Origin of the sequence: Bacillus cereus group sp. Bc010 (genome assembly GCF_027716745.1) — a bacterium.
GTDB classification, from domain to species: Bacteria; Bacillota; Bacilli; order Bacillales; family Bacillaceae_G; genus Bacillus_A; species Bacillus_A pacificus.
This window is the reverse complement of record NZ_JAQFUY010000035.1, coordinates 18,304-40,291: the sequence shown is the minus strand read 5'-3', so window position 1 is coordinate 40,291 and position 21,988 is coordinate 18,304. Positions and strand designations below refer to the sequence as shown.

The window sequence follows — 21,988 nt, the reverse complement described above, 5'->3', positions numbered from 1 at the left end:
AAATAGACGTCGCCTTTGGTAGCAAGAATCCCACTGACGTTAGTCAGCTTGCGGCTTTAGCCGTGGGAGTGTCAATACATTATACCAATAATCTGAGGCTCAAGCTTACAAATTCAACCTCAGGTAACCCCAAAATATAGAATAATATTTGTTTGTTTTATAGTTACTAAGAGCGGATATTAACTCATATATTGAACTAATTATCCCCTATTAATCATAGTACAGTTAATACCTCGCTAGTCTTCTACTTTCTCAAATAATAAAGCAAGCCCTATTCCGCCCCCTATTCCTAATGTCGTGATTCCATATTTTATACGCTCTCGTTTCGCCTGATAAAACAAACGTGTTACAAGCATAGCCCCAGATGCACCGTACGGATGACCGAGTGCAATTGCACCACCATTTACATTTAATTTTTCATATGGAATTTGTAACTCCTTTGCACAAGCTACAACTTTTGAAGCAAATGCTTCATTTATTTCAAAATAATCGATGTCCTCTACTTTCATATTCCTTTCGTTTAGTAATTTGTTCACCGCAAATATTGGACCAGTCCCCGGAAGGTTGGGATCTACTCCAACTACAGCACTGCGAACAAAACGAAGAACAGGCTTGTATCCTAATTTTCGAGCTTGCCGCTCTTCCATTACAAGAACTGCACATGCCCCATCATTTACACCACATGAATTCCCTGCCGTTACTGTACCATTTTGTAAAAATGCAGGTTTTGTTCTTTTAATCATTCGTTCATAATTCATTTCTAGCTTTATAGATTCATCTAATAATCCATTAAAAGACATTATTTCATCATGTATATATCCTTTTTCTAATGCTTGCAGTGTTCGTTTGTAACTGAGGCAAGCATACTCGTCTTGCATTTCTCTCGTGATGTTATAACGTTCTGCAACATATTCAGCCGCTACTCCCATATCAGGATCACCTATTGTTTCTGGTGAAAATCGTGCTCTATTTTGAAAAGGTGATGTACTTGTACTCTCTACTCCTCCTGCAATATAACAATTACCTGCCCCGCCTTGAATGAAATAACATGCGGTGCGAATCGCTTCCAATCCGGCACCACATTGCCGATCAATTGTTACTCCCGGAATATGATAACCTAGTCCTGCTTCTAAAGCAGATAATCTCGCAATATTCCCTCCTGGTCCCACAACATTCCCTAATATAACATCGTCTATTTCTCTCTCAATCCCTTTACTTAAAAACGTAAGGAGTGGTGCTGCTAATTGCTGAACTTCATAATCTTTTAACATCCCATTCTCCTTGCCAATGGGTGTTCTTTTCGCCTCTACAATAACTGCCCTATTCATATATTTTCTCCCGTTTTTCAATCATACTTTTTGCTACCATACGAGCAATCTTTCCACTATTTGTATAAGGTATTTCATCTACAAAATGCCATTCTTTCGGTATTTTAAACGAGGATAATCGTTGTAAGCAAAAACTCTTTAATTGTTGCCTCGTAGCACTTCCTTTGACGATGGCGACAGGCTTTTCACCCCAATAACTATCATTCACACCAACTATAACTATTTCATCTACAGCTGGATGTTCATGTAATACACTTTCTATTTCTTCTGGAAAAATATTAATTCCTCCAAATAAAATCATATTCTTTTCTCTACCTACAATATATATAAAGCCTTCTTCATCTTCATAGCCTACATCTCGCACTGTCATCCAGCCATCTGCATTCAATTCTGGAACTACAATCCCATTTAATATGTAACCCATAAAAAACTGATCACTTTTCACATAAACAGTTCCTACCTCACCTTTCTGTACTTCTTCACCTGCTCCATTACATATTCGAACTTGCACATTGTGACAAGATTTCCCTACTGAATTTGGCCTTCTTTCACTCTCTTCATCAACTAATGCTGTTACAAAACTTAGTTCCGATGCACCGTAAAATTCATATTTTTGCGCATAAGGAAATATACTCTTTATTTTTTCTTTCGCCTCAGCTTCCCATTTCGCTCCTGACGAAATAATTTTCAATGTATTTTCTATTACTCTCTTTTCTTTATATAAAGATTCTAGCATTGTCGGAACTGTATACATGACCGAATTTTTTTCCGTTTCTAACTTATCCAACACTTGATTTGGAATAAACTTTCTCATAATATGCACCGTTTGTCCTATATATAATGCACTTATTGCCCCGTATAAAAAAAGAGAATGAACGAGCGTTCCAGCTATTAAAATAGAATCTTCTTCTTTCATATGAAAATCATGTATATTGCAATCGAAACTATGAACCCACGATTGTTGTTCACGTAAAAATGCTTTTGCTTTTCCAGTTGATCCTGATGTGAATCCGATGTAAAAAGGAGCATTTTGTACATTTTTTACGGACTGATATGTAGGAAGATAGTGCTCTATCATTCTTTTCCACTCATCAATTTCTATTACTCTTCCTTCTTCACCGGGTAGATCATTTACCTTATATCGCTCTGTCACAATCACATCCGGATCACTGATTGCAATCCTTTCTTTAAGCTCATGCTGTTTCCACCTTATATCGAATGGCACACAAACCCATCCGGCCATAGCAGCACCAGCAAATAGTTGTAAAAACTCGATACGATTTTCTAATACAATTGCTATCGTTTTATTCTTTGACTTTTTTTCATCCAACCAGCTTGCTACTTTACACACTGACTCAAACCACTCTTTATATGTTAAAACTCGATCATTTTCCTTTATTGCTATTTTATTCGGTTGTAAGGAAGCATGCTTTTTATATTCTTTTGTAATCCCCATATGAGACGTCCTTTCTCTTAAAAATAATAAAAAGAAACACGCAATGAACGTGTTTCTTCTCTTTTTTATCCCGCATTTGTATATTTCCCACTCTTTAAAGCAGGCGTAATAATATGTTTCAATGAACGGTGTAATTTTGTTACAAGAACTGCTGCAATAATTATTTTTATACAATCCCCTGGTAAGAACACAGCACTTACTTTCATCGTCTGCCATATAGAAATATCCATTACGAAAGCTTGTACAATAATACCCAATACATAAACTACGAAAATACCACCAATTATATTAATGCATAATACTTTTATTATAGAAACTTCACGTAAACGCTCAATTAAATAACCAATGACAAACGCTCCAACAATATAACCAAGTAAATATCCTGCACTTGGCCCAACAAATACACCAAAGCCACCACGTCCACCAGCAAGTAATGGTGCTCCAACTCCTACAATAAGTAAGAAAACAAGTTGACTTAATGCACCAAGACGTGATCCTAACAGTCCACCAGCAAGCATAACACCAAGTGATTGTAATGTAATTGGAACTGGTGTAATAGAAAGAGCAATTGGAGGAATTAATCCTAACACTCCCATAATAGAACTAAATAAAGCGACGAAAACTAAGTTTTTTGTATTCATATTTGCTTCTCCCATTTGTAAACTGAAAATAATTTTCGGATAACATATTATAGAAGTTATATTATATTTCTATCTAGAATTTGTCAACTTATTTTCATAATAGGTTTACAAATATGAATTCCATTATTCCCCTTTACCCAAATGCTCAAGTTCTTTCCGAAGCGCTTGTTTTAAAAACTTCCCAACAGATGTTTTCGGTATTTCTTCCATAAATACAATCTCGTCTGGCAACCACCACTTTGCAAACTGCGGTTTTAAAAACGCATATATTTCTTCTTTTGTTACTGTACTATTTTTCTTTTGAACAACGCAGGCAACTGGTCGCTCTTGCCACTGCGGATGAGGAACGGCAACGACAGCTGCTTCAAATATAGCATCATGTGCCATTAAAGCATTTTCAAGGTCCACTGAGGAAATCCATTCTCCCCCACTTTTAATAACATCTTTCGTACGGTCAACAATTTTCACGCAACCTTCCTCATCGACTGTGACAACATCTCCTGTATATAACCATCCATCACGAAAACCTTCGACAGTACGCTCATCGTTATAATAGCTTTCAGCGATCCATGGTGCTCGTAAACAAAGTTCTCCCATCTCTGTACCATCCCACTTCACTTCACCATTTGTACCGACTACTTTCATCTCTACACCAGGTACAAGATACCCTTGTTTTGATCGAATTTCTAATTGCTCTTCATACGATAATTCTGTTTCATAACTTTTTAAACGCGCAAGTGTTACGAGTGGGCTCGTTTCCGTCATACCATATGCATGGATGAAAGGAACATTATGTTTCTGTTCAAATGCTTTAATAACACTTTTCGGTGCAGCTGCACCACCACATAGTATTCTCGTCATACTAGATAAATCGTAACTATTATTTTCTAACTCTTGTAATACACCGAGCCAAATTGTCGGCACACCAGCAGCTAACGTCACTTTTTCAGATTGGATCATTTCTAATAAAATTTTGGGTGTAAACATCGGTCCTGGAAGAACTTGTTTTGATCCAAACCACGTAGCAGCGAAAGGAAGTCCCCAAGCATTCACATGGAACATCGGTACAATCGCCATTGCTGCATCACTTTCCGATAAAGCAGCTGTATCCGCTAAACCAAGTGCCATACAATGCAATACAGTACTACGATGCGTATATACAACACCTTTTGGATTTCCTGTAGTCGCCGACGTATAACACATACCAGCAGGTGTGTTTTCATCAATATCTTTTACAAATTGGAAATTTGGATCGCCTTCTTCTAATAGCTTTTCATAATGATATACAGGTTCTAGCGTAGTATTTGGAAGTTCATCTTTATCAGTCATAATAATGTAAGCTTGTACAGCTGATAGTTGTGATTGAATATTTTCAACGAGCGGTACGAGATCTTCATCTATAAGTAGAATGCGATCTTCTGCGTGCTGAATAATATATAAAATATGTTGAGGAGATAAACGAATATTAATTGTGTGCAAAACAGAAGCAATACCTGGAATAGCAAAATACGCTTCCACATGTCGATGATGATTCCACGCTAACGTTCCTATACGCTCGCCTTCCTTAATTCCTAACTTTTTTAACGCACTGGAAAGCCTTCTCGTCCTTTCACCTAACTGCTTATACGTTAACGTCGTAATTGTATCATGTGTCCGTGAAACAATTTCTTTCTTTGAAAACAATTTTTCTGCTCTTTCCATCATAGAACTAATTGTTAGCGGTACATTCATCATCATATTGGTTATATCCCCCTTTAAAGCGTTTTCATTTTTCGTTTATTATAACAGACTCTCGTAAATAATTACGACATTTTTCTGTATTTTCTGAATTATTTCTTTGGAAATAATTCAGAAAATACTAAGAGAAAATATACTAAAATTCCTTCTTACGATATATAAATACCGAAATAACAAAAGAAAAGATATATATGATAACGCCAAATATTGTATATAGAATTGAAACGTATACAGATAAATTTAAATTTGATATTGGAAATTGTCCTATTAAATAGCCAATTACACTTTGTAATCCAAAATAAATAACAAGTCCCCCACATGCGCCTCCAATTGTAATAGCATCAGATTTTTCTGCTCCAAAAATATAGAGGAGTGGATAGGCTATTGCTCCGGCATTAAGGATGATGAACGTCCCTAAAGAAACACTCTTAAATATATCATCATCAATTGGCGTATCTGAAACTGAAGCATGTACGTAAAATATGCTATACGATAATAAAGTACCAATAATTACAACTATAAAATAGAAAAGGTAGTGACTTTGCACAATGTTATTTCTAGTAACCGGTAAAGTAAGTACATATTTTTCATAACCCGACTTACTCTCATACTTAATAACTTCAAGTGCAGGAATTGCAGCAAATAAGATAATGAATGTAGCAATTAAACGGTACATTGAAGCATTACCAAAATAAAAAACAAATCCCGATCCTAATATCGCTATTCCCATGAACGTAAAGAAAGTTCGATACACTAGATAATAGTTTGTCAATAATAAACCTTTCATTTATTTTTCACTCCTTGTTAATAAAACACTTATTTCTTCTATCGAAATAGTTCTATGAGCAATCCCATTTGGTAGTTTATGCACATCTGATACAAGTACATTGAAATAAGAACCATTATTCCTTTTCACCACAACTATATCTTTGTTGATTAAAGTTAGTTGTTCCTCATCAACACCTACAATGGCATAATTGTCTAAAACCTTATCCTTTTCTTCATTCAATAAAATTTCTCCATCTTTTATCACAATAAGGTGACTAGCTATTTTTTCTACATCACTCATAATATGTGAAGAAAGTAATATACCACCATTACTTTTATTCACAAAACTTTTTAATTCCTCTAACACCTGCTCCCTAGATGAAGGATCAAGACCTCCCGTCGCTTCATCTAGAATTAATAATTTGGCATTATGTGATAATGCAACAGCTATAGATAGTTTCATCGACATTCCACGGGAAAACCTACCTACTTTTTCATAAGTAGGTAAAGAGAAAGAATGAACTAATCGGTAAAAATTTTCTCTATCCCAAGAGTCAAACATCTTTTCAAAAACCTTATTTATTTGTTTTATTGTAAGATGAGCCGGGAGATTCATAGCATCAAATACGACTCCAATCTTCCCCTTATTCTTGGCATCTTTATTTATATTTTCTTTACCAAATATTTTGACTGTACCACTATCTTTAGAAATTAATTGTAGTACTGTTTTAAAAGTTGTTGATTTCCCTGCCCCATTGTCACCAATGAATCCAACAATTGATCCAGACGGCACATTGAAAGAAACATCTCTTAAAACAACTTTGTTTCCAAATGATTTACTTAAATTTTCAATTTCTAGAAGATTTGACATCATTACACTCCTATCTTAACTTTTCATAAAAGTATGTTTTCTCCTATTAAAAATTATCCACTTTTTCTCTCACTTTCTTTTTCAGTTTAAAAATAAGACGATTACTATATTCTTTATTTTCTACTAAAATTCGATACACCTCTAATACTCCTAACACACGAACAAAAAGATAGACTCCAATTGCAATAAGTACAACACAGTAAGGGTAATACTGCACTAATTCTCCTGAAGTGATATGCTTTTTCTCAAACAAAAACGGTATTGCGCCTGCGGCTATAAAACAAAATCCAATGATCATTACTGCCGCATACTTTTTCTTAATAATCGCATATCTTTTTGTCAATTCTTTTAGAAAGTTTTGATCAAATAATAGTTCTTCTTTTTTCAATACATTGTATCGACTCTCTTCTATCGTTGCAGGTACCATCATTGCTCCAATTCCAAGAACAGCAATAATAATGACAAGGAATGTCGACACTGTTGCATTTTCTTTAAATAATAAATACGGTATTGTAGATAAAATGAGCAAACTAAATCCTAACGCAATATATTTAGAAATTTTTTGTCCATACACTACATACCCTTCTGCCATTTCCTGACTTACGTAATATCCATCTACATTTTCATTACTTTGCTCAGCAGTTTCCTTTAATAAATAATCCAATGATACTTCAAATACATTTCCAATCATTATTAACTTTTCAGTTTCAGGAAAACCTTGACCGTTTTCCCATTTACTAACCGCTTGCCTTGTTGTGTTTAATTTCTCGGCTAATGCTTCTTGAGAAAGACCTTTTTCTTTTCTTAATTTAAAAAGCTTCTCACCAAATCCCATATGTGTGTCCCCCTTTGTTTTCTTACCTAAATTGTATGTAAACATTGCACTTATCTCTATCTTCCTATGGTTGCACTTTGTCAACTTACGGTTGCGATTGTGTTATATAGCGGTTTTATATACGATTTAACTATTTTTCTTCTAAGATTGTGGCGTTAATAAATCACCCTCTCCTAATAACTAATTATAACAATTAAAGGTAATTATTGTTATAAAAAATAAAAACTCCCTTATTCATTTAAAGGAGTTTTTAATATGAAATATTTCATTTATCCATATATCTTTCTCGAGATATACAATATCTTTTCGTGTCACGATACTTACCTTTAATGAACATATCCTTTTGAATCGTGCACTCGTACTCCATATTCAAACGTTTCATTAATTTTTCAGATGCTTCATTTTCTGAATCACATCCCACTTCAATACTATTAAGATGCAACTCATGAAAACCATAGTAGAAAAAAGCTAACACAGCCTCGGTAGCTAATCCTCTTCCCCAATATTTTCGAGATAAGGCGTATGCAATTTCTGCTGTATGTGCGGTCAAATCATATTTTATAAATCCACACGTTCCTATAAGTTTTTGCTTCTCTTTTAACACGATTCCAAGAGGCGCTACTTGTCCTTTATTATATTGACTCACAATTTCTTCTACATAGTTATATGTGTCACATAACGATTGATGAGCATCCCATACAGTATAAGTTGTCATCTCTTTATCTGCAGCATACTCATATATATGTAAACTATCACTCATATTAATTTCCCTTAATATAAGACGTTTCGTATACAATGTTGGATATGACCACTTCTCAATAATCATAACGGCTTCTGCTTAAACTTTTCATAATGTCGTACTTTTAATAAAAGGACATTCCCGCAATCTGTACAAATATAAGCATCTACCGGTGAAGATGTGAACATCGTCTCCTTTTTCCGTATTTGTGCATAACCGACAAACTCACCTTCTCCTATATTTTGAGAACCACAATTAGAGCATGTCTGCACGTCTTTCTGTTTCATGAGAGCACCACCTTTAATCTGTTTCTACTCCCTTCGACAGTTCACTTCCATTTCCCTTCCAAAAAACCTCTTATTCTCTTACATTTCAACAGGAATCTCAGAACAAACATCGTATATGTACTATGAAATATATTTATTGACGGAGGAACTTTATGAGTACGATTATGACGTTTAATACAGCTCAAGAAATTGAAAACGCAGAAATACATATGCTCTCTTCTAGATTAACGCTATTACAAGCAATAAACGGAAATCCAATGCAAGTACAAATGAAAAAGTTCGGTAGTGCCACTGCTTTTTCATCAAAAGTAATTGCTGGTCCGGCTTTTAATACGGTAAAAGGTATTACATTTACAAATACAGATAAGTTTACAAATACAGATGAGTTAGATGAAATTATCTCTTATTATCAATCACTACAAATCCCTTGTCGTTTTGAAATTACACCCGCTCAAGGTACAGCTGAACTATTTCATTACTTATCTGAAAAAGGTTTTTATCAATCTAGCTTCCATACCGCTTTATATAGTATACCGAGAGAAAACCCCTCCCTTCTTCCTTCTAACATTTCAGTACGCCAACTAAAAGAAAATGAATTTCATATTTTTGCAGATATATATGTACGTGGTTTTAACATGCCACCCTTTACAAAAGATGGCGTGCGCCAAAATAACGAAATTCTTTACGATAAACCAGGATGGTATTTTTTCATAGCCGAAGTTCAAAATACTCCTGCAGGCATTGGTGTTCTGTACATAAATAATGGGATTGCTTCATTAGCTGCTTCTGCTACTTTGCCAGAATTTCAGCGTAAAGGCTGTCATACTGCCTTAATTCAAAAACGACTTGAGACAGCTATTGAATCCAATTGTCATTTAATAGTCGGACAAGCAAAATTCGGTAGCGGCAGTCAAAATAATATGGAACGTGCTCATATGAAAATCGCTTATACGAAATCAATATGGACTGCAAAAGACATATAATTAACATTCCTTCTCCTTGCATTACAATTTTATACATTCTATGACAATTCTTTTTCTATACCATTAATCATTTGAATATTCAAACTGTATTTGTTAAGCTATTACTAGATACATCATTCAACTTGCAATATGAAAAGAAAATTCTAATCAAACTACAAGGAGGAGAAATGTATGACTGAACATGATCATGGTTTAAAAGAAAAAGTAGAAGGTGCTATTGATAAAGTAAAAGGCGAAGTAAAAGAAGTTGTCGGGAAAGTAACTGACAATAAAAAATTACAAGCTGAAGGAAAATGGGATAAAGTAAAAGGCACTGCTAAAGATACGGTTGGCAATGTGAAAGAAAAAGTACATGAATATAAAGAACATAAAAATGAGAAATAAAAAAGAGCCCAATGGCTCTTTTTTATTTTCCTTCATTCTTCTCTAACACATACAAATCTTCTTCAATATTAGATAATTTCTCTATTACAAGCTTTCTAGCATCTCCAATTGCTTGATTGTATGCAAATGGTCCTACTAATTTAATCATTTCTTCTATTAAACGCTCTGCTTGGAAGCGTCCAATTTCATCTAAATCTTCTTCAACGAAAAATTGCTGAATTTGTGCTACTAGCTCTTCTTTTTTATCATTTGGTATTTTTATATTCATCATCATTTGTTACTCCTCTATATTTATGATAGTACGTTTCTTAACTCTACCATAGAAAAACGCTTTCCAGGACAAGTTTTTGTAACCCCTTCTAGCTCTCTATGACCGAGTATATTTTCTTTCTTTATAGCAAACTGCTTCATAAACATTTTACATAAAGAATATAATGCATTCATTTGTGCAGGAGTTGGATCGTATTTATCAAAATTACCTGTCATACATATTCCAATTGTATCCCTATTATTATCTTTCGCATGTGCTCCAATATGTAAACCTCGTCCTTCAACTATGGTTCCATCTTCTTCAATAAAATAATTGTAACCAATCCCGCTCCATCCTCTTACTTTTTGATGAAACTCATGTGTTTGATATACATCCCATCCATCTTCGGATGTATGGTGGATAATCAGTTTATTCACTTTTTCTAAAGGAACTAATTCATCTTGAAAGGTTAAATTAACACATTTAATTTCCATTTGAACATCCTCCCTTAAAAATCAATCATCATCATTGTTTTATCATCTGGTCTTATTCTCTTTTCTCCTTCTAGCTTTTCGATAATTGCTACATATTCACTTATACTATTCTTTCTTATATATGCAACAGCTTGTTCGAGCGACCAATCTGGGTGGAATAATCCGTCTGAACAAATAAAAATGCCGCTCACTTCATCTATATGTAATTCACCATGCTGTAAATAATGTATCGCTTCTTTCATTCCGTTTGCAACGGAATACCCGCCCTGCATATTTGCAAGATAACGATTATATTTTAACTGTTCTCGCACATCTTGAAAAACATGTTCTTCTAGTACAGATAACCCTTGTTTACGATCTTCTTCTCTCTTCTTTTTTGCTCGTTTGCTAATTCCTTCAACTGTGTCTTTCGTTAATACTTGTATTGTTCCATTTCGAAGTATTGCGACAATCATACAGTCCCCTAACTGTGCGTATTCAATTTTCTCTCCACCTATTTGAACTGCCGCAATACATGTGCACCACAAATGCTCTTTTTTTCTCGTATCTACCTTATATTCTAACATTTTTCTTTGCAATGCTTCATTTGCTTTTGCAACTGCAACTGGTAAACTATGATTTTCACGTAATGAAGCAAAATAACTTGCAAATAAATGCGAAGCGATGTATGCTCCATTATGTCCCTGTTCATCACGAAACGGGACGAGAGGTGTTGCACCGTCACATACACCATACATCTTATTTTCTTCATTACAAAAATAAGAATCCTCACATTCTTGCTTCAACGGGCTTTTCTGTTGATATGTTTTTATCTTCACAACTGTATCCCCTTTCAAATGATAAAATACTCAAATTCTTTTGATTAATCAAATTTACCGAAATAAACTGTTTTTACCCAAAACTTTCAATATCATATATAATCTTGAAATAATATGAATTTTTTAGTGAAGGACGGGAAAGAGATGGTCAGATTTCTTGGTGTTATTATTGGTTCTATTATTATTGCGATTGCCTTTAATCTTTTCCTTATCCCCCACAAAATTTTAAGTAGTGGAATTGGCGGAATTGCTATTATTTTAGGGATTGTAACTCCTGTAAACACAGGTATTATTAACTTTGTATTAAACTTACCTATCCTTATTTTAGGATACATAGGCCTTGGAAAAAAAGTAATTTTTAACACGATTGTCTCTGTTATTGTATTATCTGTTGCATTATACTACGTTCCAGTAAAAGTCGTAGCAACAGATCCACTTTTATCTTCCATCTTTGGTGGTGTCATTGCCGGAGCTGGTATCGGTCTTGTTTTTAACTGTAATGGATCAACTGGTGGATTTGATATTATCGGTATGTTGTTGTCTTGCAAAAGAGACATTAAACTTGGTGGATTCCTTATTATTTTAAATGCAGTCGTTGTTATTATTGCAGGATTCTTCTTCACTTGGGATGTTGCCCTTACAAGCTTACTTTCCATTTATGTAACTGGTAAAGTTATCGATGCTATTCATACGAAACATCGCAAGGTTACACTTATGATTGTAACAAATGAAGCGGAAAAAATGAAAAAACAACTTCTTTCAACTGTTGTACGTGGCATTACATTACTTGATGGCGAAGGTGCTTATTCTAGCGAAAAGAAACGTGTACTTATGACCGTTGTTTCTCGAGAAGAATTAGCAAGTATGAAATTAACAATTTCTGAAATTGACCCTCATGCATTCGTTAACATTACCGAAACGGTTGAAGTATTAGGATTGTTTAGAAAAGTTTAAAAAACTAGGTGGATTTCCACCTAGTTTTTTATTTTCCATAAATTCAATTCGATTTCCGAACGGATCTGATACGTAAAATCTAATTACATCTGGACGTGCATGGTCATCTATTACTTCCATACCTTGCTTTATTAACTCTTGTTTAAATTCATCAATTTTTAAAACATAAAAAGCTGGATGCGCCTTTTTTGTTGGATTGAAGTTTTGCTCAACTCCGATATGAATCTCTTGATTTCCACACTTAAACCAACATCCACCACGTTTCTTTAATTCCTCTGGCTTCGGAATTTCCTCCATACCTATTTTTTCACCATAAAATTCTCGTGCTTCTTCTTCACACCTGCTAAACACCCTACAGGCGCAGCTACTTGTACATGATCGATCCCTTGAATATAATTTTTCATTTTCTCTCCCCTCCTCTATCCTAATATTATAAGGAAAACCTACTCCTGTAACTTACAGAAGGTTTATAAAACAATATAAGCTCCCCTTATTACTACCCTACATTCACTTTGCGAAAAATAAAGAAAACAAAATTTATTCTATAACTTCCATTTTTTATAGAAATACACATTACATCTATATTATAGTTATGAATAGACAAATCTTTTTAGATGCTATTTGTACGGAGGAACTATTATGAGTCGTAAAAAATATTCATCAACTCAAAGAAAACGTCATCCGAACATTTCTAGACGTTTACGCAACCATATACAAGATTGTTCATTAACAGAAATGTACGCATCTCTGTTCGAACACAACCCTGATGGTATTATTTCATTAAATTTAGAGGGAATTATTATACACACTAATCCTTCTGCCGAAAGAATACTAGGTTACACTTCTTCAGAGTTAGAGCGGAAAAGCATTACCTCGATTTTAGAAGCTCATATTTCTGAGCAAGTATTACAAAATATAAAGAATACGGAAGCGGATAATCAACAAGAGTATATTTTATCTATTTATCATAAAGATGGATTCTTATTAGATGTCGTGACAAAACTAGTTCCTATTTTTGTCCAAAATCGTCTAACTGGCGTATATGCCATTATGAAGCCTCTTGAAAAATCAAAAAGAATTGAGAAAAAGCTTAAAGAAAGTGAGAAGAGGTTACGTACATTAGTAAACTCCATGCCTGCGTTTGTTATATTTAAAGATCATGAAGGGCGCTGGCTTGAGGCAAATGACTACGCACTTTCTTGCTTCAATTTCCATCATGTACCTTACCACGGAAAAAAAGATAGTGAACTCATTCAATATAATGAAGCGTACCGAGAAGCTTTTTTACATTGTGAAGAAGTCGATGAATTAGCATGGCAACAAAGACAAATTCTTCATGGTGAAGAATTTATTATTCATAGAGATGATTTCGACCTAATCTTAAGTATATCGAAAGTTCCTCTCTATCACCCTGACGGCTCCCGTAAAGGTCTTATCGTAATGGGAAGAGATATTACTGAGCTAAAGGAAACGGAAAAGTTATTACGAAAATCTGAAAAGCTCGCAGTAGTCGGACAACTGACAGCTGGAATCGCTCATGAAATTCGAAATCCACTCACTTCTCTAAAAGGTTTTCTAACATTGCTACTCCCTGAAATAAATGAGGAGCAGAAGTGGTATATCGATGTTATGTTAAGTGAAATTTCACAGATGGAATCTATCACGAGTCAATTTATGGCGATGTCTAAACCACAAGTATTAGCAATCCAAACTTGTAACATACAAACTTTAATTGAAGAGGTAGTTACATTTATTTTACCAACCGCAATTATGCATAGCGTTCATATCATTATGGATCATTTTGATTACGTATATGACATTCAATGTGACGGTAACCAATTAAAACAAGTTTTTATAAATATATTAAAAAATGCGATTGAAGCAATGCCAAATGGCGGAAATATTTTCATCCAAACAAAACCATTAGAGGGGAATTTCATCTTAATACGGATTATCGATGAAGGTTGCGGTATCCCAGAAGATCGCATCTCCCGTTTAGGCGAACCGTTTTATAGTTTAAAAGAAAAAGGCACAGGGCTAGGATTAATGATGTGTTACAAAATAATTGAAGAACATCATGGTAAATTACACATTTCAAGTGAATTAAATAAAGGTACGGTCGTCGATATTCACCTACCACTTTCTTCACCCCACCTTGCAATCCAGTCTTAAATAATAAAAGAAGCATCTGCTAACGATTAGCAGATGCTTCTTTTATTATTTATACTTATAGAACTGTTTTTCCATACCATTCTTTTGCTTTTTCTACTTCACCCATCGTTAATTGATGTCCTCTATTTTCCCAATGCATTGTTACATTAGCGTTTGCATTTTCTAATAGTAGCTTCAATTCCTCTGACTCAGAAGATGAACAAATTGGATCATTTGTTCCAGCAGCAATAAACACGGATTTCCCAGCTAAATTAGGTAATTGTGTTCCTCTTCTAGGCACCATTGGGTGATGAAGCACAGCACCTTTTAACGCATTTTCGTAATGGAATAATAAGCTTGCCGCAATGTTTGCTCCATTTGAATACCCGATAGCTACAATGTTATTTCTATCAAATTCATATGCTTTTGCAGCTTCATCTAAAAAATCATTTAATTCCTTCGTACGGAAAATCAAATCTTCTTCATCAAAAATGCCTTCTGCCAATCTACGGAAGAAACGTGGCATGCCATTTTCTAATACATTTCCTCTAACACTTAATACAGATGCTTCCGGATCAACTATTTCTGCAAGTGGTAATAAATCTAATTCGTTTCCTCCTGTACCATGAAGTAATAACAACACTGGTTTTGACGTATCTTTTCCTTTTTGAAAAACATGTTTCATCATAATCCTTTTCCCCTTTCAATCACTTTAATCTAAATGTCTCACTTCAAACGGCAAAAGCGTTTGTTCAATCTGTTTTCTATGCTGTTCATATTGTTCCGGTAATTTTAATTCCTCACCCATCGTCTCCAACGATTCATCATGAGCGAAACCAGGAGGATCTGTTGCAATTTCAAATAAAATTTCACCGTGTTCTCTAAAATAAATTGCGTTAAAATAATTACGATCTTGTACAGGAGTTACGTGGTATCCAAAACGGGACACATGCTCTTTCCAGTCTAACTGATCAGCATCGTCACTCGCTCTCCAAGCAATATGATGCACTGTACCAACGCCCATTTGGCCACGACCGATTGTTGATAACCTCAAGTCGATAATATTTCCAATCTTAGCAGAAGAACGGAATCGAACGAATTCACCTTCTTCTCCAATTTTCTCAAGACCCATAATATGTTCTAACAGTTCAGCAGTTTTTTGAGGCTGTGCCGATAATAGAACCGCACCACCAAATCCTTTAATTGCTACTTCTGGCGTAACTTCTCCAAAAGTCCAATTATTTGATTCACCCTCTTCTCTTTCTACTAATTCTATATGCAAACCATGCGGATCATCAAATTCTAAATACTGCTCTCCAAATCGAGTCATTTTTGTATACGAAACATCGAATTTTTCTAATCGATTTTCCCAAAACTCCATTGCACCTTTTGGTACAACATAAGAAGTGATACCTACTTGACCGTCACCAATAACTCCTTGACGAGCACCTGCCCATGGGAAAAACGTAATAATTGTTCCAGGCTTTCCTCCTTCATTACCAAAATAAAGATGGTACGTACCCGGATCATCAAAATTTACTGTTTGTTTCACTAAACGTAAACCTAATACACCAGCATAAAAATCTACATTTTCTTGTGGATGTCCTACAATTGCTGTAATGTGATGTATCCCCATTGTTTTCTTTTCCATTTCGTCCACTCCTTTTTAATTCATTATAAAAATTGCTTTACATTAAAATTCATTATTCATTTTGTCCATACTAGAAAGTAAAATCCGTCATGATAATTTTATCTCGAATTCGAGATATTAATTGTAAAATTACACATTAACGTTTAACTTATCGAAATTATCTCGATTTCAAGATAGTTTCCAAAAAACATTTACTCACTTTAATACCATAATCAGTGGGGGTTTTACTACCCATTAAAGTGGGATAAAACGTGATTTAGAATATCATTTACCTCAAACTTAACACTTATTATAAGTTACTTACTTTTCTTTGTCAACAAGTTACTTATTTCATTTAAAATGAAAAGGGAGTAAACGCTATTCACCGTTTACTCCCTTTTCAAATCATTTCGTTTCTTCTTCCAGCACTGCTTCCATCTCATTAAATTCACGATGAATTGCTTTAACTGGTTCTTTCGTTACTAAACTTACAACAATCACAGCTAATAAGCTACAGAAGAATCCAGGTACCATTTCATACATAGTCGCTTTTAAACTTGGAATTTGTACCCAAGTAATTACAACTACTGCACCAACAATCATCCCAGCAAGAACGCCCCATTTGTTCGTTCTTTTCCAATATAAACTTAATAAAATGGCAGGTCCGAATGCTGAACCAAATCCTGCCCAAGCATAACCGACGAGTGTTAAAATTGTATCACTTGGATGATACGCTAAAACAACTGCGATCATAGCTACTACTAAAACTGACAGTCTACCGATAAATACAAGTTCTTTATCACTTGCGTTACGACGGAAAAATGTTTTATAGAAATCTTCCGTTACTGCACTTGAAATAACAAGTAATTGCGAGGAAATACTACTCATTATAGAAGCTAATATAGCTGACAATAAAAACCCGGTAATGTACGGATGGAATAAAATGTTTGAGAATGTTACAAAGACCATTTCTGGGTCTTGTAATGTCCCATTATTTTTAGCATAGTAGGCGATACCAACCAAGCCAGTAAGCATTGCACCTATAATGGAAATCGCCATCCAACCGATACCGATTCTACGAGAAGTTTTCAAATCTTTAATAGAGGTAATTGCCATAAAGCGGACAATAATATGTGGTTGACCAAAATACCCAAGACCCCATGCTAAAAAGGAAATAATACCAAGAATTGTGGTCCCTTTAAACATATCTAAATGCGATGCATCAACTTGCTTAATCGTATTGTAGGTCTCTGTTACACCACCGACATCTGTAAAAGCAACAATTGGTACTAATACGAGAGCAATAAACATAATACACCCTTGCACAAAGTCGGTCCAACTTACTGCTAAAAAACCACCGAATAGTGTATAAGCAACTACGACACCGACAGTTACAAATAAACCAATTTTATAATCAAGGTTGAAAGAATTTTCAAACAAACGTCCACCTGATACTAAACCAGCCGACGCATAAAATGTGAAAAATACTAAAATAACGATAGCGGAGACAAAACGAAGTATTTTCGTACGATCTTTAAATCGATTCTCTAAAAAGTCTGGAATCGTAATTGAATCATTAGCCACTTCTGTATACGTTCGCAAACGCGGGGCAAGAATTAAATAGTTTGCATAAGCACCTATTAATAAACCTATCGCAATCCACACACTTGATAACCCTGTCGCATACATCGCACCAGGTAATCCCATTAGCATCCAACCACTCATGTCAGAAGCACCAGCCGATAAAGCTGTAACCGCTGGACCGAGTCCCCTTCCGCCTAACATATAATCTGATAAATCGGATGTCTTCTTATAAGACCAATAACCGATATACAACATACCTGCCATATAAATAGCAAGCGAAACCATAATCTCAATCTTCACCAAATCTCTCCCTTAGTTACATAAGCCATTCAAAATTTCGAAAAATGACTTTTTCTATTTTCTTGTTTTCGCTTATGGTTCCCTACCTTAACAAACATTTTTTGTTCTTTCAAGTGAACAGGTGTTTTTTACTACATATGAAAACCTTCATAAACGCCTTTATCCCAGTGGATTACCAGGGTTTCAAAAGAAATCAAAGTGAAAATATTCAGAAAATAAAACAGTGTATTTTTTCACATCTTATTTTTATTTTTCATCCGAAAAATTTTAAAAGAAAAAAGCCATACGAATGTATGACTTTCAGCTTATTGGCATCGCAAATCTCTCTTTCTCTACATATACTTTCCGGAATTTCATATAGCACCCAATACGCCAAGGTACTATATAACAAACCGCAAGGGTGTAGAAAAGAATGCCAATTGACTTTGGATCTAAACCTTGTAAATGTCTTCTAAAATAAGCACGTAAAAGAACGATAACTAAAAATGTAGCAATAAAAGCAATACTTTTTTTGCATAAATTTGACCATCTTCTCTGATTTCATATCCACTTAAAATAATAAGTGGAATTGATAATAACAGTCCAATCCCAGCAACTATCCCAATTTTCCAACCAGCAAGTTGGATTGGTGCTGCATATAAAGAAAAACCTGGAAATAAAAAGAATAATGGCAATAATAGTCGTCTTCCTTTATTTTTAATTGGTCGATTCATAGAACGCATACGTCTAAATATAACGAGCCCTATAACGAGTAAAAAAATTGTAATACTGTACGAACCTTGCTGCAAGTGAATCTCTCCCTAAAAATATTTATTTTTAAAAGCCTTTCCATTATACTCTTAATATTTTCTAAAGAATATGATTATTCCTCCTGAAAATCTTACATTTCAAATATACTTTTAAGTTCGATTTACTATAGGAAACAAATCTGAAAGAGAAACTACCCGCCCCATCTCATCCTTGAACACAATATGCTCTCTCGTTAAATGACGTGGACTCTTTACTCCCGCTGCTGCTGCAAGTGAGAACAAACTATATCTCATACTTATTATATAATTCATGACTCGCCACTTCTTCTCATACGGATCTAGTGCTTTTTGATAGTGCGGATTCGTCGTGGCAACACCAGATGGACATTGGCCAGAATTACATTGCAGCGCCATAATACAACCGCTTGCCATCATAAAACCACGTGCCGAGTTTACAGCATCTGCACCAATCGCTAAAGCAATTGCCACTTTATCTGGTGTAATTAATTTCCCCGAGGCAAACACTTTGAATTTATCACGAACACCATAATGATTCGCTGTATCAATACATGTCAGTAACGCTGGAATAAGCGGCATCCCCATACTATCTGCCATCGATTTATATGTTGCTCCTGATCCACCTTCTGAACCGTCAATTGTAATAAAATCCGGATAGATATTTAACTCTTTCATCGTTTTAAATAAATCTTCCAACGGCTCCTGCTGTCCAATTACAATTTTCATACCGATTGGTTTCCCGCCCGTTTCTTGCAAACGCTGAATAAAATAAAGTGTATCTGCTGCATTGTTCAAAAATGAAAATCGATTCGGAGAATTAATCGTCTCTCCTACTCGTACATTCCGAACAGAAGCAATTTTCTCATTTACTTTTTGCCCCTCTAAATGACCACCACGTATTTTCGCACCTTGCCCAAATTTCAATTCAAATGCTTTAATATTACTTTCTTTCACTTTCTCCATAAATTTCTCCATTGAAAAATTCCCGTCCTCATCACGGTATCCAAATAGCCCTGGACCAATTTGCGCCACGATATTCGCCCCTGTATGTAAATGTTCTGGAATAACGCCACCTTCACCAGTATTAATCCACGATCCGCCTGCCATTTTCGCTCCAAAGCCGCTCGCTAAAATATAATTTTCGCCAATCGCACCGTAAGAAGTTGCTGATGCCCCAAACATGCCATACAGTTTCCATGGATATTTACGATTTTCGCCGACGATAATTGCATCGTCTTCTTCGTATAACCAAAGATTCGTTGTATCCGCTGTCAATTTTTCTCTCCGTGAAAATAATCCTTCTTTATGAATCACATACTTTTTCCCTTCACGTTCTTGCGTTACGTTCACACTTAATTCTTCTGTTAATACCGGAAACAACGTATTAGCAATATAATAACCAGATGCTTCAAAATCTCGTTTCGACCCAAAACCAAGTATTTCAGAGCGATACTTCGCTAAAAACATAACACTTTGAAAATCGTAACGTGAAAAAGGTTTTCCATCTGTATCGTGATCAAACCAATATTGTCGGAATTCCGGCCCTATCTTTTCTAGTAAGTAACGCATTCTTCCTAAGTATGGATGTAATTTTAAAATAGAATGATGCGTCCGTTTTTTTATAAAAAATGTGATAATAAAAAAGACGATTAAAATCAACATTAATAATAGTAATATACTAATAATAACGAGTAGCGTTTCACTCATCTCGCTTCCCCCTATGAAATTCCATAATAAAAGGAGAACACTCCATGTGTTCTCCTTTTATCTTTATTCAAATTAATGTAGCAAGATGCTCTTTCGCGTCATATTCAACTAAACTTTCAGCATGTTTAATTCGATGAACAAAATCTGGATTAGCAATTAACGGTCTTCCGAATGCAGCTACGTCAATTGTTCCTTCTTGCAGTGCTTCTTCTGCCTCTTTCGGATTTAAATTACCAACCCCAACAATCGTACCATCCCAATATTTTCTTACTAATTGATGAAAATTCTTTCCGTCAGCAATCACTTGCGTATAATTCATCGTTGAAGGGTGAATCATCGTTAATCCAACTTCTTTAAACATATTTACGAATGTTTCAATTGCCAGCTCAGGGTTTTCCCACATATAAGTAGGATTATCCCCTTTAAAAGCAGAGAAACGAAGAAGTGTTTTATCAGCTCCAACTGCTTCTATTACAGCCTCAGTTACTTCTTTCATAAACGTTAACCTTTGCTTTAAGTCACCGCCATATTTATCAGTACGCTTATTAGCAAACTCATAAGTAAATTGATCAATTAAATATCCGTGTGCACCGTGAATTTCTACCCCATCAAATCCAGCTTCGATCGCGTTTTTCGCAGCTTGTGCGTATTGACTGATAACTTCTTGTATTTCTTCTAACGTCATTGCTTCTGGTGTATCAAATGGTTTACGAAAACGCGGAACATTCCCTTCTGCAGCGATTGCAGAAGGCGCTTGCGGCATTTGCCCACCAATTATTTCGTGATGACTCATACGTCCAACATGCCATATTTGAGCAATAATCGTTCCGCCTTCTTTATGTACTGCCTCTGTAACAGGTTTCCAAGAATCGATTTGTTCTTGCGTATAAATCCCTGGTACTCCTGGATTCCCTTTCGCTCTCGGACTAATGACAATTCCTTCTGTAATAATTAATCCAACTCCGTCAGCAGCACGTTTTCTGTAGTATTCCGCTACATCAGCACCAACTACTTCAGTTTCATTATCTGCAAAGCATCTTGTCATTGGTGCCATTGCTATGCGATTACGAAGAGACCAAGCTCCGACTTGAATCTGATCAAACAACTTCGTTTCTTCAATATTTTCAAAAGATCCCCAAGAGTTTACATTTGTTCCTTCATAAATACTTGCCGCTTTCTTGTTCGAACTTGTCATGTTTTTTCCCCCTAAAAAAATTCTTACTACAATCGCATCATACTTACTTTTAGATAGTAACGTCAATTTATACGCTCTTACCTAGCAATATTCGTATATAGAAAAACCT

The 21,988-nt window shown here is 35.1% G+C and carries 21 protein-coding genes and 2 pseudogenes; 4 read left to right on the top strand and 19 right to left on the bottom strand.

Going from position 1 to position 21,988, the window contains the following annotated elements; all coding sequences use genetic code 11:
* Positions 1-236: 236 nt before the first annotated feature.
* From PDQ68_RS24380 to PDQ68_RS24340, 9 genes are all read right to left on the bottom strand, one after another.
* Positions 237-1,328, bottom strand: a complete 1,092-nt coding sequence (locus PDQ68_RS24380) for an acetyl-CoA C-acyltransferase (protein WP_061183389.1) — start codon at positions 1,326-1,328, stop codon at positions 237-239.
* Positions 1,321-2,784 carry an acyl-CoA synthetase gene (locus PDQ68_RS24375; protein WP_000513146.1) on the bottom strand — a complete coding sequence of 488 codons (1,464 nt, stop codon included), beginning with the start codon at positions 2,782-2,784 and terminating at the stop codon, positions 1,321-1,323. Before PDQ68_RS24375 ends, PDQ68_RS24380 begins: the two co-directional genes overlap by 8 nt.
* A gap of 65 nt (positions 2,785-2,849) precedes the next feature.
* The gene (locus tag PDQ68_RS24370; RefSeq protein ID WP_001093342.1) at positions 2,850-3,425 is read right to left on the bottom strand and encodes a biotin transporter BioY; all 576 of its coding nucleotides are present in this window, start codon (positions 3,423-3,425) and stop codon (positions 2,850-2,852) included.
* Between the two features lie 123 nt (positions 3,426-3,548).
* Positions 3,549-5,162, bottom strand: a complete 1,614-nt coding sequence (locus PDQ68_RS24365) for a long-chain fatty acid--CoA ligase (RefSeq protein ID WP_061183390.1) — start codon at positions 5,160-5,162, stop codon at positions 3,549-3,551.
* Between the two features lie 136 nt (positions 5,163-5,298).
* Positions 5,299-5,949, bottom strand: coding sequence for an ABC-2 transporter permease (locus PDQ68_RS24360; RefSeq protein ID WP_000677371.1), 651 nt, complete (start codon positions 5,947-5,949; stop codon positions 5,299-5,301).
* On the bottom strand, positions 5,950-6,801 hold the full coding sequence (locus PDQ68_RS24355) for an ABC transporter ATP-binding protein (protein ID WP_016718230.1): 852 nt from the start codon (positions 6,799-6,801) through the stop codon (positions 5,950-5,952).
* 46 nt (positions 6,802-6,847) lie between these two features.
* On the bottom strand, positions 6,848-7,636 hold the full coding sequence (locus tag PDQ68_RS24350; protein WP_061183391.1) for a helix-turn-helix domain-containing protein: 789 nt from the start codon (positions 7,634-7,636) through the stop codon (positions 6,848-6,850).
* Positions 7,637-7,901: 265 nt separating this feature from the next.
* On the bottom strand, positions 7,902-8,462 hold the full coding sequence (locus PDQ68_RS24345) for a GNAT family N-acetyltransferase (RefSeq protein WP_061183392.1): 561 nt from the start codon (positions 8,460-8,462) through the stop codon (positions 7,902-7,904).
* Positions 8,459-8,662: a hypothetical protein gene (locus tag PDQ68_RS24340; protein ID WP_000810212.1), complete on the bottom strand. Its 204-nt coding sequence runs from the start codon at positions 8,660-8,662 to the stop codon at positions 8,459-8,461. The genes PDQ68_RS24345 and PDQ68_RS24340 overlap by 4 nt, the downstream gene beginning before the upstream one ends.
* Before the next feature lie 152 nt (positions 8,663-8,814).
* On the opposite strand from PDQ68_RS24340, the gene PDQ68_RS24335 reads away from it, so the two are divergent.
* Both PDQ68_RS24335 and PDQ68_RS24330 read left to right on the top strand, forming a co-directional pair.
* Positions 8,815-9,645 carry a GNAT family N-acetyltransferase gene (locus PDQ68_RS24335; RefSeq protein ID WP_270787042.1) on the top strand — a complete coding sequence of 277 codons (831 nt, stop codon included), beginning with the start codon at positions 8,815-8,817 and terminating at the stop codon, positions 9,643-9,645.
* A gap of 171 nt (positions 9,646-9,816) precedes the next feature.
* On the top strand, positions 9,817-10,029 hold the full coding sequence (locus PDQ68_RS24330) for a CsbD family protein (RefSeq protein WP_061183394.1): 213 nt from the start codon (positions 9,817-9,819) through the stop codon (positions 10,027-10,029).
* A 22-nt stretch (positions 10,030-10,051) separates the two neighbouring features.
* On the opposite strand, the gene PDQ68_RS24325 is transcribed toward PDQ68_RS24330, so the two are convergent.
* Genes PDQ68_RS24325 through PDQ68_RS24315 form a run of 3 tightly spaced genes read right to left on the bottom strand, consistent with a single transcriptional unit; the run spans position 10,052 to position 11,609 of the window.
* On the bottom strand, positions 10,052-10,303 hold the full coding sequence (locus tag PDQ68_RS24325) for a DUF2164 domain-containing protein (RefSeq protein WP_041184504.1): 252 nt from the start codon (positions 10,301-10,303) through the stop codon (positions 10,052-10,054).
* A 17-nt stretch (positions 10,304-10,320) separates the two neighbouring features.
* Positions 10,321-10,773, bottom strand: a complete 453-nt coding sequence (locus tag PDQ68_RS24320) for a peptidoglycan recognition protein family protein (RefSeq protein ID WP_000402972.1) — start codon at positions 10,771-10,773, stop codon at positions 10,321-10,323.
* A gap of 14 nt (positions 10,774-10,787) precedes the next feature.
* Positions 10,788-11,609, bottom strand: a complete 822-nt coding sequence (locus PDQ68_RS24315; protein WP_061183395.1) for a protein phosphatase 2C domain-containing protein — start codon at positions 11,607-11,609, stop codon at positions 10,788-10,790.
* A 96-nt stretch (positions 11,610-11,705) separates the two neighbouring features.
* Here PDQ68_RS24315 and PDQ68_RS24310 point away from each other — a divergent pair, with 96 nt between their 5' ends.
* Positions 11,706-12,545 carry a YitT family protein gene (locus PDQ68_RS24310; protein ID WP_270787038.1) on the top strand — a complete coding sequence of 280 codons (840 nt, stop codon included), beginning with the start codon at positions 11,706-11,708 and terminating at the stop codon, positions 12,543-12,545.
* Here PDQ68_RS24310 and PDQ68_RS24305 read toward each other — a convergent pair.
* A pseudogene (locus PDQ68_RS24305) lies at positions 12,522-12,949 on the bottom strand (VOC family protein). The gene PDQ68_RS24310 and the pseudogene PDQ68_RS24305 overlap by 24 nt on opposite strands.
* A 235-nt stretch (positions 12,950-13,184) precedes the next feature.
* On the opposite strand from PDQ68_RS24305, the gene PDQ68_RS24300 reads away from it, so the two are divergent.
* Positions 13,185-14,717 carry a BA3702 family sensor histidine kinase gene (locus tag PDQ68_RS24300; protein ID WP_061183397.1) on the top strand — a complete coding sequence of 511 codons (1,533 nt, stop codon included), beginning with the start codon at positions 13,185-13,187 and terminating at the stop codon, positions 14,715-14,717.
* A 55-nt stretch (positions 14,718-14,772) separates the two neighbouring features.
* On the opposite strand, the gene PDQ68_RS24295 is transcribed toward PDQ68_RS24300, so the two are convergent.
* The 6 genes and pseudogenes from PDQ68_RS24295 to PDQ68_RS24270 form a co-directional block, all read right to left on the bottom strand.
* Positions 14,773-15,384, bottom strand: a complete 612-nt coding sequence (locus tag PDQ68_RS24295; protein ID WP_016718239.1) for an alpha/beta hydrolase — start codon at positions 15,382-15,384, stop codon at positions 14,773-14,775.
* Between the two features lie 24 nt (positions 15,385-15,408).
* The gene (locus PDQ68_RS24290) at positions 15,409-16,347 is read right to left on the bottom strand and encodes a ring-cleaving dioxygenase (protein WP_016718240.1); all 939 of its coding nucleotides are present in this window, start codon (positions 16,345-16,347) and stop codon (positions 15,409-15,411) included.
* 384 nt (positions 16,348-16,731) lie between these two features.
* A complete protein-coding gene (gene putP / locus PDQ68_RS24285) occupies positions 16,732-18,210 on the bottom strand; it encodes a sodium/proline symporter PutP (RefSeq protein WP_000687613.1) in 1,479 nt (492 codons plus the stop codon).
* Between the two features lie 300 nt (positions 18,211-18,510).
* A pseudogene (locus PDQ68_RS24280) lies at positions 18,511-18,998 on the bottom strand (CcdC protein domain-containing protein).
* Between the two features lie 111 nt (positions 18,999-19,109).
* Entirely contained in the window at positions 19,110-20,684 is a 1,575-nt protein-coding gene (locus tag PDQ68_RS24275) for an FMN-binding glutamate synthase family protein (protein ID WP_061183398.1), read from the bottom strand.
* A gap of 67 nt (positions 20,685-20,751) precedes the next feature.
* Positions 20,752-21,879 (bottom strand): alkene reductase, encoded by a 1,128-nt coding sequence (locus PDQ68_RS24270; protein ID WP_061183399.1) that lies wholly within the window; start codon positions 21,877-21,879, stop codon positions 20,752-20,754.
* Positions 21,880-21,988: the final 109 nt, after the last annotated feature.